The organism is Tatumella sp. JGM118, from assembly GCF_018257515.1.
In the GTDB taxonomy this organism is placed as follows: Bacteria; Pseudomonadota; Gammaproteobacteria; order Enterobacterales; family Enterobacteriaceae; genus Tatumella; species Tatumella terrea.
In genome coordinates, this window is the sequence record NZ_JAERJR010000010.1 from 92,324 (window position 1) to 108,944 (window position 16,621).

The window sequence follows — 16,621 nt, forward strand, 5'->3', positions numbered from 1 at the left end:
TCTGTCTGCGTTCAGGTTTATCCCCAGATGCCCCGGGTATCGACTCTGCGTCGATCCGCGAGCAACGCGGGATCAATGTGCAGGAACTGTTGATGATCCACCAGCATGACCAGGATATCGGCGTGCTGCAGGGCATTCGTGCTGTCAGTCAGCGTCACTTTACCCGCTAACGCCGCCGGAACCGTATCAATGTGCGGTTCCACCACCAGCACTTCTCCCTGATGCCAGTCACTGATCATCCCGACAACATCTAATGCCGGGCTTTCACGTAAATCATCGATATTAGCTTTGAAGGCCAGCCCGAAGCAGGCAATGCGGATGTCCGCAGCACGCTTACCGGTAGCATTCAGGCAGTCAGCCAGTTGCTGTTTTACCTGATTCAGCACCCATTGTGGCTTACTGTCATTGACTTCCCGGGCCGTACGGATAAGACGGGCCTGTTGCGGGTTTTGTGCCACAATAAACCACGGGTCAACGGCGATGCAGTGGCCGCCCACCCCGGGCCCCGGTTGCAGAATATTGACCCGGGGATGCCGGTTAGCCAAAGCTATCAGTTGCCAGACATTGATCTGCTGCTCATCACAAATCATTGAGAGCTCGTTAGCAAAGGCAATATTAACATCGCGGAAACTGTTTTCAGTCAGCTTGCACATTTCTGCGGTACGGTCGTCGGTCGTGACACATTCCCCCTTCAGAAACAGACGATATAGCTCACAGGCGCGTTCGGCACAGCGTTCCGTCATTCCCCCCACGACCCGGTCATTATTAACCAGTTCAGTCATGATTTTTCCGGGCAACACCCGCTCGGGACAATAGGCAACATGAATATCCGGCGATCCACTTTGCGACGGAAAGACCAGGTCAGGCCGTAGCGCAGCGAGCCATCCGGCAAGCTGACCCGTGGTACCGACCGGCGAGGTGGATTCCAGGATCACCAGATCACCTTTCTTCAGCACACCGGCAATAGACTCTGCCGCCGAACGGACATAACGTAAATCAGGCTGATGACCCTCAGCAAAAGGCGTCGGCACGGCGATAAGAAAGGCATCGGCCGGCTCCGGGGTCAGTGCTGCCCGTAAATAGCCTTCACGCACCGCCCGGGCCACCACCTGATCAAGATCCGGTTCGATAATATGGATATGACCGCGGTTGATGGTATCAACGGTACGCGGGTTCACATCGACCCCAATCACTTTTTGTTTCTCAGAGGCAAAAACTGCCGCCGTAGGCAGGCCGATATAGCCGAGGCCGACAACAGAAATCGTTCCAAAACTCATAACGTTACTCTGTGCTGTTTTAATATTTTTATAATTTGCTGGCAGGCGGTACCGTCGCCATACGGATTATGCGCCCCGCACATGGCCTGGCGGTGATCAGCATCCTGTAATAATAAGGAGGCCTGCTCCACAATCTTCGTAATATCCGTACCGACCAGTCGTACAGTACCTGCCGCAACCGCTTCAGGACGTTCCGTTGTCTCACGCATCACCAGTACCGGGATGCCCAGTGCGGGAGCTTCTTCCTGTATCCCGCCGGAATCTGTCAGGATCAACCGTGCACGGTTCATCAGCCAGACAAAAGGTAAGTAATCCTGCGGCTCTATCAGGAAAATATTAGTGATATCCCCGAGGATACGTCTGACCGGCGCACTGACATTCGGATTAAGGTGCACCGGATAGACTATCTGAGCCTCCGGATGCCGGACAGCCAGTTCGGCCAGCGCACTGCAAATCCGCTCAAACCCTTCACCAAAGCTCTCTCTGCGATGGCCGGTGACCAGTATCATCGGTTGTTCCGGGTTGAGAAAGGGGTATCGTGCCGCCAGTTGTTGCTCCAGCGTGCTGTCCCCGAGAATTTTTGCTCTCACCGACAACAACGCATCGATGACCGTATTCCCGGTCACAAAGATCCGCTCAGCAGGAATATTTTCCCGCAACAGGTTCTCACGCGAACAGTCGGTCGGCGCAAAATGAAAGCGGGCCAGATGCCCGGCAATTTTGCGGTTACCCTCTTCGGGCCAGGGAGAAAAGAGGTCACCGGTACGCAATCCGGCCTCAATATGGCCGACCGGAATACGCTGATAATACGCAGCCAGACTGGCGGCCATCGTGGTGGTCGTGTCTCCATGTACCAGCACAATATCCGGACGAAATTCTGCCAGTACCTGTTGCAGGCCTTGCAGAATACGGCAGGTGATGGCGGTCAGATCCTGGCCGGGTCGCATGATATCAAGATCGTAATCCGGCGCCAGCCGGAATAAACGTAAAACCTGGTCGAGCATTTCACGATGTTGTGCCGTCACGCATAAGCGTGAATCGATCTGCGCATCCCCTGCCAGCGCGGTGACCAGGGGGGCCATTTTTATGGCTTCCGGACGCGTGCCGAAAACAGTCAGTACTTTCACAACGGCTCCTTTCGGATCGAGCGGTTTATCTGCCACCATCAGGTCACCTGACGACGGCTAATCGCAATGATCGCTCCCGCGATCGCACCGGTCACGCCCCACATCACCATCAGCAGCACCAGACGCGGGCTTTCGCGGCTGATGGGTGGCTCAGGGGAACGTAAATAGCGCCATGTCCGGATATCGTCCGATAGCCGTGGCTCAGCCCCTATCGGTGTCGATGGTGATACCGATAGGGGCTGAGCCGCCATCGGTCCTGCGTCTGCCGGTGATTTCATGGCCCGGACCTGGTTCGCCCGCCACTGACTTTGCCATTCTTCCCGTAAGTTGCTGTTCAGCACAGCGACCGCCCGCTGGCTGGCAAAACTGACATAGTCGCTCAGTAAATGGCTGGAGGCTGCCGCATTATCAGCCAGCAGTATCACCGTATCATGGGTTCCACGGGCTGCATCCGCAGGCTGAAAGCGGATGTCGCTTATCAGCCGGTCAAGAATCATGGCCTGCCGGTCCGGATGCGCCTTCACTTTGTCGCGGAAGTAATCCGAACGACGCCAGAAATCCCGGCGACTGTCCCAGGAGGAAAGCTGTAACAGAAACTCCTGATACACCTCATCACAGACCGCTGAAGCATTCAGTGCCGATGAGGTGTCCCCTTCCAGCAGTGTCAGCAGTTGCCGTTGATCGTAATAAACGGCCAACTGACTCAGTTGCGGCCGGTCAACGATCGCCGTTGAACTCCAGACCTGTCTTGCCCAGTGTGCATAACCCGCGGCCAGCAGTACGCCGGCCAGGGCAACACCGGCAATCAGTGCCTTACCCCGCCACAACCGCCTGAATAACAGCGCAATATCCAGTTCATTTTCAACAGAAGAAGCCATACAGGTCAGTCCTTATTACCGGGGAAATCCGGGTTAATCCCGGTCGTTACGATCATTATGCAGGTTGTGCCAGCGGCGTTTCAGCCGCCGGATCAGTCTGGCGACCCGCCAGGCATGCCGCAGGCAATAGCCATAGCCTGAAAACGCCACCAGGAATAACACCATCATTATCCATTCGGGGATAGGCAGATATTCACCGATAACCCCGATAGCTGCGAGTATGGCAGCAGACAGGGTGATCAGTAAAAATGCCTGACGGGAACTGAAGCCGGCACGCATGATCAGGTGATGGATATGCTGGCGATCGGCAGAAAACGGACTCATCCCTTTATGCAAACGGCGATACATAATGGCAACCATATCCATTAACGGGATGGCGATGATCCAGAGGGCGGTGACCGGCCGGATATCATGGGTCGAGCCCTGGGTCGCTTCGAGCAGGATCCAGATGATAGTGAAACCAATCATCGTACTGCCGGCATCGCCCATAAACACTTTATAGCGCCGGCCGAGTAGCCCGAGGTTGAGTAAGATATAAGGCAGAGTGGCGGCAATCATCGCAAAGCACCAGAATGCCATGCTGAGTTGCCCTTTCAGAAAAAGAATAATCCCTAATGCGCCAAAGCTGACGCACGACAGTCCGCCCAGCAGTCCGTCGATTCCATCGACCATATTGAAGGCATTGATCGCCGCCCAGACGGCAAAGAGTGTCAGCAGATAACCGAACGGCCCGACGCTTAATTCGATGGGACCAATGACAAAGCCAAAACTTATCAGATAGTGGTCGGCACCGGCCATCATCATAATTGCGATGGCTGCCTGTACCAGCGCACGCAGTTTGACACTGATATCGAACCGGTCATCCAGCGCCCCCACCAGCACCAGTACGCCTGCACAGCAGAGGTAGAGTGTGGCATGTGGCTGATAGCTGTTCGTCAGCAACAGGGCAAAACAAATGCCCGCAAACACCGAGATACCGCCGACCAGAGGAATCGCTCCCTGATGGCGTTTACGGTAATCGGGTCTATCCACCAGTCCCACTTTTTTCGCCAGCTTGCGGGCGAAAAATAAAAATCCCAGCGAGAAAAGAAAAGTCAGACAGAGTTCAGAACTCATCTCGAGTAAATTCACATTAAACGCTCTCAGTTAGAATTCTCACTACGATAAAAAACTCCTGACGTTTTTACCTTGATTCAGAGAGTGAGTTCTGTGCTGCCGGCGACATTCTTCGCAGATGTGGTCCCCATGTGTAGCTCCGTCACAAATTTCCCTGTCCCTGATAATGCTATAACCTGTTCAATAAAAACGCCACGTAAAGACGTGGCGTTTCACTACTTTCAACAAATTCCTACGACCGGAAAAAACGATCGATTAAGAACGCTTCATCATATCGAAGAATTCTTCGTTTGTTTTGGTCATCGCGAGTTTGTTGATCAGGAATTCCATTGCATCAATCTCACCCATCGGGTGGATGATTTTACGCAGGATCCACATTTTCTGCAGCTCTTCAGGCGTGGTCAGTAATTCTTCTTTACGGGTTCCTGAGCGGTTGTAATCAATGGCCGGGAACACACGTTTTTCAGCAATTTTACGCGACAGATGCAGTTCCATATTACCGGTCCCTTTAAACTCTTCATAGATGACTTCATCCATTTTAGAGCCGGTATCCACCAGTGCGGTGGCAATAATGGTCAGGCTTCCGCCCTCTTCCACATTACGGGCAGCACCAAAGAAACGTTTCGGACGGTGTAATGCATTCGCATCCACACCCCCGGTCAGGACTTTACCGGACGCCGGGACCACGGTGTTATAGGCACGGGCCAGACGGGTAATGGAGTCCAGCAGGATGATGACATCTTTCTTGTGCTCAACCAGGCGCTTGGCTTTCTCGATAACCATTTCTGCGACCTGAACGTGACGGGAAGCTGGCTCATCGAACGTCGACGCAACGACTTCACCTTTCACCAGACGCTGCATCTCGGTCACTTCTTCCGGACGTTCATCGATAAGCAGGACCATCAGCTCACAATCAGGATAGTTGTAGGCGATGCTCTGCGCGATGTTCTGCAGCAACATGGTTTTACCTGCTTTCGGTGGCGCGACGATCAGACCACGCTGTCCGCGACCAATGGGCGATGCCAGGTCCAGCACACGGGCAGTGATATCTTCGGTCGACCCATTACCACGTTCCATACGCAGACGATTGTTGGCATGCAGCGGGGTAAGGTTTTCGAACAGGATTTTATTGCGGGCGTTTTCAGGTTTGTCGTAGTTAACTTCGTTGACTTTCAGCAGGGCAAAGTAACGCTCACCTTCTTTCGGCGGGCGTATTTTCCCGGCGATGGTGTCACCCGTACGCAGGTTGAAGCGACGGATCTGGCTTGGCGATACATAAATATCATCCGGACCGGCAAGGTAAGAGCTGTCCGCTGAACGCAGGAAACCAAAGCCATCCTGCAGGATTTCCAGAACACCATCACCAAAGATGTCTTCACCACTTTTCGCATGCTGCTTAAGAATGGCAAAAATAATGTCCTGTTTGCGCATACGCGCGAGGTTTTCCAACCCCATATTTTCGCCGAGAGTAATCAGCTCAGAAACCGGCGTATTTTTTAATTCGGTAAGATTCATAGTGATGGGTTCTTGACTCGGGGTATTACTCGAAATGTTAGTCATGAGTGGTATGGCAGGAAATCCGGCCTGTAACCTGTAAATAGAAATATGTTAACCAGGTGTCCGACAATGAAGTCATCAATATACAGAGACAATCTATGACGAGACAGCCTTAATGCGACGTGGTGGTAACCCACCGGATTGCTAACCCACTCTGACGGATACACAGACCGGCTTAACAAAAGGAAATCTTAGATTCTGACTACTGGTAAGAGCGTAATGCAGTGGGATTAACTTAGCACGACAAAAAGCAGACGTCTAGTGACAGCACAAAAATAAACCACCACCGACGTCTGTATTTGATCTTAACCCAGATTAGCGTTCAGGAATTCTTTCAGCTGACCTTTGGATAACGCCCCGACCTTGGTCGCAGCAACTTCACCGTTTTTAAATAACAGTAACGTCGGGATACCACGAATACCGTATTTAGGCGCTGTGCCCGGGTTATCATCGATATTCAGCTTAGCAACCGTCAGTTTGCCCTGATATTCTTCCGCGACTTCATCAAGGATTGGCGCGATCATTTTGCAAGGACCACACCATTCAGCCCAGAAGTCTACCAGTGTCACACCTTCCGCTTTCAGGACGTCGGTTTCGAAACTGTCATCGGTCAAGTGAACAATTTTATCGCTGCTCATGTTTTGCTCCACAAAATTATGCCTGGTGAATTGGCGTAAAATGTATCAACGTAAGTTGACTTTATTTCATTGGATACGCTTTCGTAAAGCGACATTAAGCTGATATTCTACCACACTATGAGCAAAACACACTTAACAGAAAAGAAGTTTTCCGACTTCGCGCTGCACTCTCAGGTAGTGAAAGCCCTTGATAGTAAAGGATTTCAGTACTGTACACCGATTCAGGCACTCGCACTGCCTTACACCCTTTCTGGGCGTGATATCGCGGGTCAGGCGCAAACCGGTACGGGGAAAACGATGGCGTTTCTGACGTCAACGTTCCATTATTTACTCTCTCACCCGGCCGCAGAAGGCCGAAAAGTGAATCAGCCACGGGCATTAATCATGGCTCCGACCCGCGAACTCGCGGTGCAGATCCATGCCGATGCAGAACCCCTGGCACAGAGCACCGGATTACGCCTGGGGCTTGCCTATGGCGGTGATGGTTACGATAAGCAGCTGAAAGTTCTGGAACAGGGTGTTGATATCCTGATTGGTACCACCGGCCGACTGATTGATTATGCCAAACAGAACTACATCGACCTGAGCGCTATCCAGGTTGTGGTGCTCGATGAAGCCGATCGGATGTTTGATCTGGGCTTTATCAAAGATATTCGCTGGTTATTCCGCCGGATGCCTGCGGCTTCTCAGCGACTGAATATGCTGTTTTCCGCGACCCTGTCATGGCGTGTGCGTGAACTGGCATTTGAACACATGAACAATGCAGAATATGTCGAAGTTGAACCTGATCAGAAAACAGGTCACCGCATAAAAGAAGAGCTTTTCTACCCGTCTAACGACGAGAAAATGCGCTTACTGCAATCACTGGTCGAAGAAGAGTGGCCTGATCGCGCCATTATTTTTGCCAATACCAAACATCGCTGTGAGGATGTCTGGGGGCACCTGGCGGCAGATGGCCACCGTGTCGGACTGTTAACCGGTGATGTCCCACAGAAAAAACGCCTGCGTATTCTGGAAGACTTTACTAAAGGGAATCTGGATATTCTGGTGGCAACCGATGTTGCTGCGCGTGGATTACATATTCCGGAAGTGACACATGTGTTTAACTACGACCTGCCGGATGACCGTGAAGATTACGTTCACCGTATAGGCCGGACCGGGCGTGCAGGTGCCAGCGGACATTCTATCAGCCTCGCGTGTGAAGAATATGCGCTTAATCTGCCGGCCATCGAAGAATACATTGGCCACAATATCCCGGTCAGTAAGTATAACAGTGAAGCTTTATTGACAGATTTACCTGCCCCTAAACGGCTGGCACGCCGTCCGGCAAATAACAGCCGCAGGAGCAGTAATAACAATCGTCGAAACGGGCCTCCACGCAACAATAACCGTAAACGTTCAGGTTAAGTCAGCCATGCAGAGCGCATCATCACTTTATGCTGCTATTGATTTAGGTTCTAACAGTTTTCATATGCTGGTGGTGCGCGGTATTTCCGGCAGCATCCAGACCGTTGCCAGGATCAAACGTAAGGTGCGCCTGGCGACCGGCCTGAGTCAGGAAAATCATCTTTCTGACGAAGCGATGGCCCGGGGCTGGCAATGTTTGCGCTTATTTGCAGAACAACTGCAGGATATTCCCGTCAGCCAGATCCGTGTGGTCGCGACCGCTACCCTGCGTCTGGCGACGAATGCACAGCAGTTTCTGTCGGTGGCAGAGGATATTCTGGGGTGCCCTGTCGAGGTCATCAGCGGCGAAGAAGAAGCCCGCCTTATCTATCAGGGAGTCGCCCATACCACCGGGGGGCCGGACCAGCGCCTGGTCGTCGATATCGGGGGCGGCAGTACCGAACTGGTCACCGGTTCAGGGGCCGAGGCGACAGCATTGTTCAGCCTGTCCATGGGCTGTGTCACCTGGCTTGAGCGTTACTTTACCGATCGCTGCCTGACCAAAGCCAATTTTGAGCGTGCAGAGCTCGCGGCACAGGAAAAAGTCCGCGAAGTGGCCGCCACATTACGCGGGCATGGCTGGAAAATCTGCGTAGGCGCTTCAGGAACGGTTCAGGCACTGCAGGAAATCATGGTCGCTCAGGGGATGGATGAACAGATCACCCTGAACAAACTGTTGCAGTTGAAACAGCGGGCTATTCAGTGCGGTAAACTTGAAGAGCTGGAAATTGAAGGACTGACACTGGAACGTGCGCTGGTTTTCCCCAGCGGTTTGTCTATCCTGATTGCCATTTTCCGTGAACTGCAGATAGACAGCATGACCCTGGCCGGAGGCGCACTGCGTGAAGGGCTGGTCTACGGTATGCTGAACCTGCCTATCGACAAAGATATCCGTACCCGGACCTTACACAATATCCAGAACCGTTTCTCCATCGATGCCGAACAGGCCACGCGTGTGGAACAACTGGCAGAGGTTTTTTTCCGTCAGGTAAGCCAGAGCTGGAAGCTGGATGCCCGCTGTCGGGAGTTATTGCAGAGTGCCTGTGCTATTCATGAAATAGGCCTCAGTGTTGACCACCGCCAGGCACCGCGTCATTCGGCGTATCTGGTCCGCTCGCTCGATCTTCCTGGCTTTACGCCGGCACAGAAAAACCTGTTGTCTTCGTTACTGGAAAACCAGCAGGGAAGTATTGATCTGGCGCTGCTGGCCCGGCAGAACGCTTTACCCCCCCGGCTGGCAGAACGAATTTGCCGGTTACTGAGACTGGCGATCATTTTTTCCAGCCGGCGCCGTGACAATACGTTACCTGCTGTCAGGTTACAGGCCGATGACGAAGAGATGCACCTGACGCTGCCCGCAGGCTGGCTGGAAGCCCATCCGCTGCGTGCTGAGTTTCTGGAACAGGAATGTCACTATCAGAGTTATGTCCACTGGACACTGACCCTGAACTAAGCGGCAATACCGGCCCTTCCGGGCCGGTAAACTTAGCCGTTTTGCTTTTTAGACTGCTCAAGCATTGCGCGTAAGCCTGCCACCCGGCTCTGGCTGTTGACCATGCGCTCTTCGCTGCTCATTTTTTTACGTTCCCCCTCCCATACTAAATCATCCTGCGGTAACTCAAGCAGGAAGCGACTGGGCTCCGGACGCATCTGTTCTCCATACTGACGACGTTCACGACACAGAGTGAAGGTAAGCTCTTTCTGTGCGCGGGTAATTCCCACGTACGCCAGACGACGTTCTTCTTCGATATTCTGCTCGTCGATGCTGCTCTGATGTGGCAGTAACCCTTCTTCCATCCCGACCAGATACACATAAGGAAATTCCAGACCTTTTGACGCATGCAGGGTCATCAGTTGCACCTGGTCCTGATCATCATCGCTCTCTCCCCGCTCCATCATATCGCGCAGGGTAAAACGGGTGACCACCTGTGTCAGCGTCATCGGCTCATCGAGATCCGTACCTTCCAGCATTTCTGTCATCCAGCGGAACAGAGTATTCACGTTTTTCATCCGCATTTCGGCGGCCTTCGGGCTGGCAGAGCTTTCATACAGCCAGCTTTCGTAATCAATACCGTGGATCAGGTCACGCACGGCGGCCACGGGTTCCCGTTCACTGAGCGTTACCAGCGAATTCAGCCAATGGGTAAAACGCTGCAAATGTTCCAGGCTGCGGGCCGGTAAGCGTTCGCCCAGACCGAGGTCAAAACTGGCATGAAACAGGCTCTTATTCCGGATGCCGGCCCACTCGCCCAGTTTCTGCAGCGTTGCCGGGCCGATTTCACGTCGCGGCGTATTCACAATCCGCAGAAAGGCACTGTCATCTTCCGGATTCGTTAATACCCGCAGGTAGGCCAGAATATCTTTGATCTCGGGACGGGAGAAGAAAGATGTCCCGCCGGAAATCCGGTAGGGAATACGGTTTTGCATCAGTAGTTTTTCAAACACCCGTGACTGATGGTTTCCCCGGTACAGAATGGCATAATCGCGGTAATGGGTTTTGTTAATGAAGTGATGAGCAATCAACTCCCCGGTCACTCTTTCCGCTTCATGATCTTCATTGTTGGCGGTGATAACTTTCAGCAGGCTCCCTTCCCCGAGCTCAGAGAACAGTTTCTTTTCAAACACATGCGGATTATTAGCAATCAGGATATTGGCAGAACGCAGTATCCGCTGCGAAGAGCGGTAATTCTGTTCCAGTTTGATCACTTCCAGGGCCGGAAAATCCTGTTTCAGCAGCACCAGGTTCTGCGGTCTGGCACCTCGCCAGGAATAAATTGACTGATCATCGTCTCCCACCACCGTGAAACGGGCCCGGGAACCGACCAGTAATTTGACCAGCTGATACTGGCTGGTATTGGTATCCTGATACTCATCGACCAGCAGATAGCGGATACGCTGCTGCCAGCGTTCCCTGACCTGCTCATTACGCTGCAGCAATAGCGTCGGCAACAGGATCAGGTCATCAAAGTCCAGCACGTTGCAGGCGCGTAAATGCTGATCATACAACTGGTAACAGTGCGCAAAAATGGCCTCCTGCCCGGCGCGGGCGAGACCCGCGGCCCCCGCAGGATCAATCAGATCATTTTTCCAGTTAGAGATGGTCGAGATCAGTTGCTGCAGTAGTGCTTTATCTTCTTCCAGCCAGGGGCGGGTCAGCTCTTTCAGCAGCGCCATCTGGTCCTGATCATCAAACAGGGAAAAATTCGATTTCATTCCCAGTGCGGCATATTCACGCTTAATGATTTCCAGTCCCAGGGTATGGAAGGTCGAAATAAATAATCCCCTGGCCTCTTTTCGCCCGAGAGTCTGCGCCACACGCTCTTTCATTTCCCGTGAGGCTTTGTTGGTAAAGGTCACGGCGGCGATATGCCGGGCCTGATACCCGCACTCCCGAATGAGGTGGGCAATTTTGTTGGTGATCACACGAGTTTTGCCGGAACCGGCGCCCGCCAGCACCAGACATGGACCGGTAACATACCCGACGGCATGCTGCTGACCGGGGTTTAAACGCATAAGAAATCGCTCTGTTTGTGACTTAAAGGATGGTATATAAGGCGGCAAGTATACACATCTCAGATTCAGGGAGTCGAGATATGGCAAAGACAGCCGCCGCATTACATATTCTGGTCAAAGAAGAAGCACAGGCCAGAGAATTATTACTCCGCCTGCAAAAAGGAGCCAGCTTTCAGCAACTGGCGAAACAGCACTCCACCTGCCCCTCCGGCAGGAAAGGCGGTGAGCTGGGTGAATTTCGTCGTGGTCAGATGGTTCCGGCATTTGATAAAGCCGTATTTTCCTGCCCGCTACTGACGCCTTACGGCCCGGTAAAAACCAGCTTCGGTTACCATATCATCAAAGTGCTGTGGCGTAGCTGATCCGTCGTTGATCAGCGCCACAGCACTCTGTACTGCTCCCCCGCTAGGAAGAAGCCGCAGATGTCGCGGTACTGACCGGAAGGGTAACGTCGTTCTGGTCAGGAGTGACAATATTATCAAACGTTTCCCGCAGACTATTGACCGGAATCGCTGGCTCATTTTTCGGCTGTACCAGCACCATGGTAAAGGGCTGAGCAAGCAGGGTATGCAGCTGATGGTTTAATGTGTCTGCGGTCAGGCCGGCTAAGAATGCCTGCCGTAAACGCTGGTACTGTTCCGGAGAAATATCCACCACCGAGTTTTGCTGTGAGCGCAAACGCTGGGCAACCAGGATATCGGTGCCGGTTCTGGCATAAGTCGCGTACAACGTGTTGAGTTCAGCCAGTTTCGCGGTCATCAGATGATCAAATTCATCCTGAGACAAGCCTTTGTCGCGTAATGTGACAAAATCTTTTGCTACCCGCTCCAGTTGCGCTGGCAGATGATCCCCGGAGGTATCGATATTCAGTCCGCACTGTGCACGCTGATAATAGACCCGACAGTCCAGCCCGAACACCGCATCTGGCCCGGTGTTATCTCCGGTGGCCGGATGCAGATGCCAGTAAAGCACCTCACGGGCTAAATCTTCCAGCCAGTACTGCTGTAATGTCTGTGAATCGGTAATCGGTGACCAGGGCATATCCCAGATCAGTGACAACCTGTCGGTGGCCCGCTCATCGTCTGCCAGGCCCACGGCCCTACCCGTCAGTGGCGGTAATATGGCCATCGGTGCCGGAGTGCTGCGTCTGCCTTTCAGCGGACTAAAGGCTTTGCTGATTTGTTCGGATAATGCCCGGCTATCTACATTCCCGACCACATATAACGTCATCGCATCCGGGGTATACCACTGATGGTAGAAATCACTCAGCCCGGGGAGGTTAACCGGCGTGACGGGGCTGACCTGAGGGTCATGGGCTAATAACGCCGACCCTTTCAGCCGGTAACGCCACCAGGCGGAGGCCGGATTCGCAGGCCAGGTACTGGTAGGGTCTGAGGCCGCCTCTGCGGTATTAACGATCTGCGGGTCAATGGACATATTGCCGGCAGTGGCGGCCAGCCATTGCAGCGCATCTTTCATCAGGTCTGGCCGGTTAGCGGGCAGACTCAGGTTATATTGCGTGTAATCATATGACGTAATCGCTGGCGGTAATGCGCCCTGCTTATTGATACTCTGCTGCCATATCTCACGCTGCTGAGCAGGGGTGATCGCCGTATTATGCACCAGTGCAATACGTGTCAGGAGATGGCTGTAACCGGTCTGCGATGTGTTCTCGTTCAGTGATCCGCTTTCGACGACCAGCCGTAATTCCACATCATCTGACGGACGCTGTGGCGTCGAGAGTACCTGCCAGCCGAATCCGTTTTTCAGTTTCCCTTGCTGCCAGGCAGGATCTGGCTGAAGGGCCTCGGCATGCAACGTAAAACTGGTCGCTGCGAACAAAATCCCGCCCATCCAGTGCAAAAGTTTGGTGCCCTGCATGTGAACCCCTAATTTCAAATGGTGAAAATATTATTTTCACTGGTAATTCATCGTGATACGTGGTCTTCAGCCAGAGCTGAACCTGTTTTAAATAGATCATCGCTTTTTTGACCGCAGAAAAAACAGGATGTCACGCAGCAACAGAAAAAAATATTCAGAAAATTTCGGGCATTATTATGCAAAAGTCCGGAGGAGCGGCAAGGAAAAAGCGGGGATTCATCGAAAAAGTTGATGAAAGAGGATCAATTCCTGCCTTTAGTCAGCTTTTTTGTACAAAGAATGTCTTAATTTACTTTCCGGCTGCCGGAGGCTGACGCCTGCCCCGCCCTCAGCATCAGGGAACGGCACCCTCACATTCTGCCGGCCGCCAGTCCGCTCGGGCGACAGCAGGAGGTGCGAAAATCTAACGACCTTTCGGTGTGCTGTCAGATAAACCCAGCCAGCGTTTGTTAAATTCCTGCTCCGGTAATGCCGGCGAATAAAGATAGCCCTGCGCAATATGAATACCACGGTCAATCAGCCAGTCCCGTTGCTCTACCGTTTCGACGCCTTCTGCAATAACATCCAGCTGCATTATGCCGGCTATCGAAGACACAATACGGACCATTGTATCATCTGCAGGCAAGGCACTGACAAAGCTGCGATCAAGTTTCAGACGTCTGACCGGTAATGAACGGAACTGATGCAAATAATGAAGATTCGAATATCCCATACCAAAGTCATCCAGCACGACAGATACCCCGGTTTTTTCAATCGGGCGGAGAAGTTCCATGGCCCGTTCGGTATCAGAAATTTTAGCGGTCTCCGTCAGTTCCAGCACAAAACTGCCCGGATTAACGTTCAGGCTGCTGAGCAGATTCTGCAGATGGCTGACCATCGACGGATCCTGTAATTGCAGCGCTGAGGTATTCACGCTCAGGGGTAAAGTAATGCCGTGCGACTGCCAGACATTCAGGATGCGGCAAGCCTCTTCAAAGACCCAGCGCCCGATTTCCGGCATCACACCGATATCTTCAGCCGTAGTAATGAAATCTTCCGGCAGCGCATATTGGCCATTTTCACGGCGAATACGCAATAAAGCCTCAGCCCCTGCCAGCGCGCCGGTATCCATATTCACCTGCGGCTGAAGGTAGAGCGCAAATTCTTTATTATGAATCCCCTGCAATATGTCGTGGAACTGTGCCATTCTCAGCCGGGCACGTTCCTCCAACACGGGGTCAAAAAACAGGATCTGATTAATACCTTCCTGACCTGCCGATGTCATCGCCGAAATCCCGCGCTCCAGAAATTCTGCAGCTTTTAAGGGTTCCTGCTCCATCACCGCCAGACCGATACTCACCGCTGGTCGTAACGGGACATCCTGAAGATTTAACGGCAGCGTCAGTTCTTCCATCAGTAACTGTGCCTGACGCATTAATTGCAGCGGCTGGACCGAATGTTCATAAAACATCACAAAATCACTGTCCGACAATTGCGACAGGATACCCTGCGTCCCCATCGCCCGGCGCAGCTTACGTGCCATCAGCAACTGAAAAGTATCTTTATTTTTCGGGGTCAGTATATCCGGTAATACCTCAATACGAACCACCATCAACGCCACGATCTGACTGGCTTTCTTCTGGTGCAGATACTGGTCCAGCAGGGCCAGAAACAGCGTGCGGTTGGGTAAATCTGTCAGTTTAAAATGGGTGTTCAGTCGTTCGACTTCATTATTAATGGATACCATTAATGACTGATTCTGGTTGATACAACGGACCAGCACACCGATTTCATCATCATTGTGCCCCTGCGGCAGCCGCAGGCGAGTACTGTTCCCGTTATTTCCGCTTTTATCCTGCAATTGCTGACAGATACTGCGTAACGGATGCACCATCAGGCGGTTAATAAACCAGCTAACGGTAACGGACAGTACCAGAGCCAGTAACAGATAAGTGATCACCATGGTAGACAGCGTACTGATCACAAACTGATAGACCCGGCCGTTATCGGCTTCCAGAACCAGCCAGGCCAGAGGTTTCGGTAACCCGGCCTGTTCTGCGGGGTACAGCGGGACAGAGATCCTTACCGGCAGACGGAAGATATGCGCCATCAGCGGCGGTACGGACTGCGTACCGGTAAAGTCCACATGCAGGGTCTGTAATTTATCGGGAAGAAGAATATCCGCACGACCCAGAATACCTGCGGGTTTCAGCGTATTCAGAAGCTGCTCTGCCGTAGGAATATCGGCTTTCAGCACCGCCTCCGACAATGGCTGCCGGATGGTGTGAGCAATATTTTCCATTTGCTGCGCGTATTCTGTAATGCGTTGCTGAACAAAATGAAATAATTGCACCGCAATAAAAATACAGACAACCAATATTGCTACGGCAGAAACCGTAGTCATTTGTTTAATGGTAAGGGAGCGCTGAACTCGCAAGAGATTCTCCGGGGGAGGATGCCGTTAAGTATTTAAAGTATATAGTAATACACTCTTGTTGCTATCCGGTATTATGGGTAAAGAGACGCAAATTAAGTTAATTCCGGGTATTGTTACGGGACTTATTGATAACTCTGAATATTAACATACGCCGGAATACTCCGGGTCGCCACTTTTTCGCGGACCGTCCGGGGGGTGCACCGGGAAAACAGGAAGATGGCTTTTTCAGGACAGTGAATATTCCGTTCGTCTGTGGTTTTTTATGATCAGACCGTGAGTGTTCCGTTCGCTTTTATGTTAAGGCAGGCTGCCTTTGCCCCGCCGGGGGCGACCGGGCAAAGGGCGCATGGCCGCGCCCTCTGCACTCCGGGCCTTGCGACAAGCCTGCCCGCCGCTGCGCGGTACCTTCGCTCACTCATTTGTCCTTTACGGACCGGTCACCATTCGCTCCTGCTCAGCATGACCTCTCGCCGCATCCCTGCGGCTCGTCCTGGACGCATTCGCTCGCTCAGCGGTGCGATGTCGCGGTCAGTCACCGGGTTGGTAGCCCGGAGAAAACCAGGAGATTTTTTCTCAGGTTTGTGGGTAAGGAGTTCAGCTGTAGGTTTTTATGAGCAGACCGTGAGTGCTCCGTTCGCTTTATGTTAAGGCAGGCTGCCTTTACCCCGCAGTGGGCGACCGGGCAAAGGGCGCAGGGCCGCGCCCTCTGCACTCCGGGCCTTGCGACAAGCCTGCCCGCCGGTATGGGACCGGTGAAAAACCGGAAGAGGTT

General features: G+C 52.7%; 12 protein-coding genes. 3 read left to right on the forward strand and 9 right to left on the reverse strand.

From position 1 onward, the window contains the following. Positions 1 to 17 precede the first annotated feature (17 nt). From wecC to trxA, 6 genes are all read right to left on the reverse strand, one after another. The gene (wecC, locus tag JK223_RS11030) at positions 18 to 1,277 is read right to left on the reverse strand and encodes a UDP-N-acetyl-D-mannosamine dehydrogenase (RefSeq protein ID WP_212714230.1); all 1,260 of its coding nucleotides are present in this window, start codon (positions 1,275 to 1,277) and stop codon (positions 18 to 20) included. After that, positions 1,274 to 2,404, reverse strand: coding sequence for a non-hydrolyzing UDP-N-acetylglucosamine 2-epimerase (gene wecB, locus JK223_RS11035; RefSeq protein WP_212714231.1), 1,131 nt, complete (start codon positions 2,402 to 2,404; stop codon positions 1,274 to 1,276). The genes wecC and wecB overlap by 4 nt, the downstream gene beginning before the upstream one ends. A gap of 38 nt (positions 2,405 to 2,442) precedes the next feature. Continuing rightward, complete coding sequence (locus JK223_RS11040; RefSeq protein WP_212714232.1) at positions 2,443 to 3,282, reverse strand: Wzz/FepE/Etk N-terminal domain-containing protein; 840 nt, start codon at positions 3,280 to 3,282, stop codon at positions 2,443 to 2,445. Between the two features lie 33 nt (positions 3,283 to 3,315). Then, complete coding sequence (gene wecA, locus JK223_RS11045; protein ID WP_212714233.1) at positions 3,316 to 4,398, reverse strand: UDP-N-acetylglucosamine--undecaprenyl-phosphate N-acetylglucosaminephosphotransferase; 1,083 nt, start codon at positions 4,396 to 4,398, stop codon at positions 3,316 to 3,318. Positions 4,399 to 4,653: 255 nt separating this feature from the next. After that, positions 4,654 to 5,913 carry a transcription termination factor Rho gene (rho, locus tag JK223_RS11050; RefSeq protein ID WP_212714234.1) on the reverse strand — a complete coding sequence of 420 codons (1,260 nt, stop codon included), beginning with the start codon at positions 5,911 to 5,913 and terminating at the stop codon, positions 4,654 to 4,656. Positions 5,914 to 6,260: 347 nt separating this feature from the next. Continuing rightward, entirely contained in the window at positions 6,261 to 6,593 is a 333-nt protein-coding gene (gene trxA / locus JK223_RS11055) for a thioredoxin TrxA (RefSeq protein WP_025904146.1), read from the reverse strand. Positions 6,594 to 6,710: 117 nt separating this feature from the next. Here trxA and rhlB point away from each other — a divergent pair, with 117 nt between their 5' ends. Both rhlB and gppA read left to right on the forward strand, forming a co-directional pair. Next, entirely contained in the window at positions 6,711 to 8,000 is a 1,290-nt protein-coding gene (gene rhlB / locus JK223_RS11060; protein WP_212714235.1) for an ATP-dependent RNA helicase RhlB, read from the forward strand. Positions 8,001 to 8,007: 7 nt separating this feature from the next. After that, positions 8,008 to 9,492: a guanosine-5'-triphosphate,3'-diphosphate diphosphatase gene (gene gppA, locus JK223_RS11065; protein ID WP_212714236.1), complete on the forward strand. Its 1,485-nt coding sequence runs from the start codon at positions 8,008 to 8,010 to the stop codon at positions 9,490 to 9,492. A 32-nt stretch (positions 9,493 to 9,524) separates the two neighbouring features. On the opposite strand, the gene rep is transcribed toward gppA, so the two are convergent. Further along, positions 9,525 to 11,552 (reverse strand): DNA helicase Rep, encoded by a 2,028-nt coding sequence (gene rep, locus JK223_RS11070; RefSeq protein ID WP_212714237.1) that lies wholly within the window; start codon positions 11,550 to 11,552, stop codon positions 9,525 to 9,527. Positions 11,553 to 11,632: 80 nt separating this feature from the next. Between rep and ppiC the strand changes: the two genes are divergently transcribed. Further along, complete coding sequence (gene ppiC, locus JK223_RS11075; protein ID WP_212714238.1) at positions 11,633 to 11,914, forward strand: peptidylprolyl isomerase PpiC; 282 nt, start codon at positions 11,633 to 11,635, stop codon at positions 11,912 to 11,914. Positions 11,915 to 11,957: 43 nt separating this feature from the next. Here the strand turns inward: ppiC and JK223_RS11080 are convergent, their stop codons facing one another. Together JK223_RS11080 and hmsP are read right to left on the reverse strand one after the other, a co-directional pair. Continuing rightward, the gene (locus tag JK223_RS11080) at positions 11,958 to 13,433 is read right to left on the reverse strand and encodes a pitrilysin family protein (RefSeq protein WP_212714239.1); all 1,476 of its coding nucleotides are present in this window, start codon (positions 13,431 to 13,433) and stop codon (positions 11,958 to 11,960) included. Between the two features lie 403 nt (positions 13,434 to 13,836). Further along, on the reverse strand, positions 13,837 to 15,849 hold the full coding sequence (gene hmsP / locus JK223_RS11085; RefSeq protein WP_212714240.1) for a biofilm formation regulator HmsP: 2,013 nt from the start codon (positions 15,847 to 15,849) through the stop codon (positions 13,837 to 13,839). Between the last annotated feature and the right edge of the window lie 772 nt (positions 15,850 to 16,621).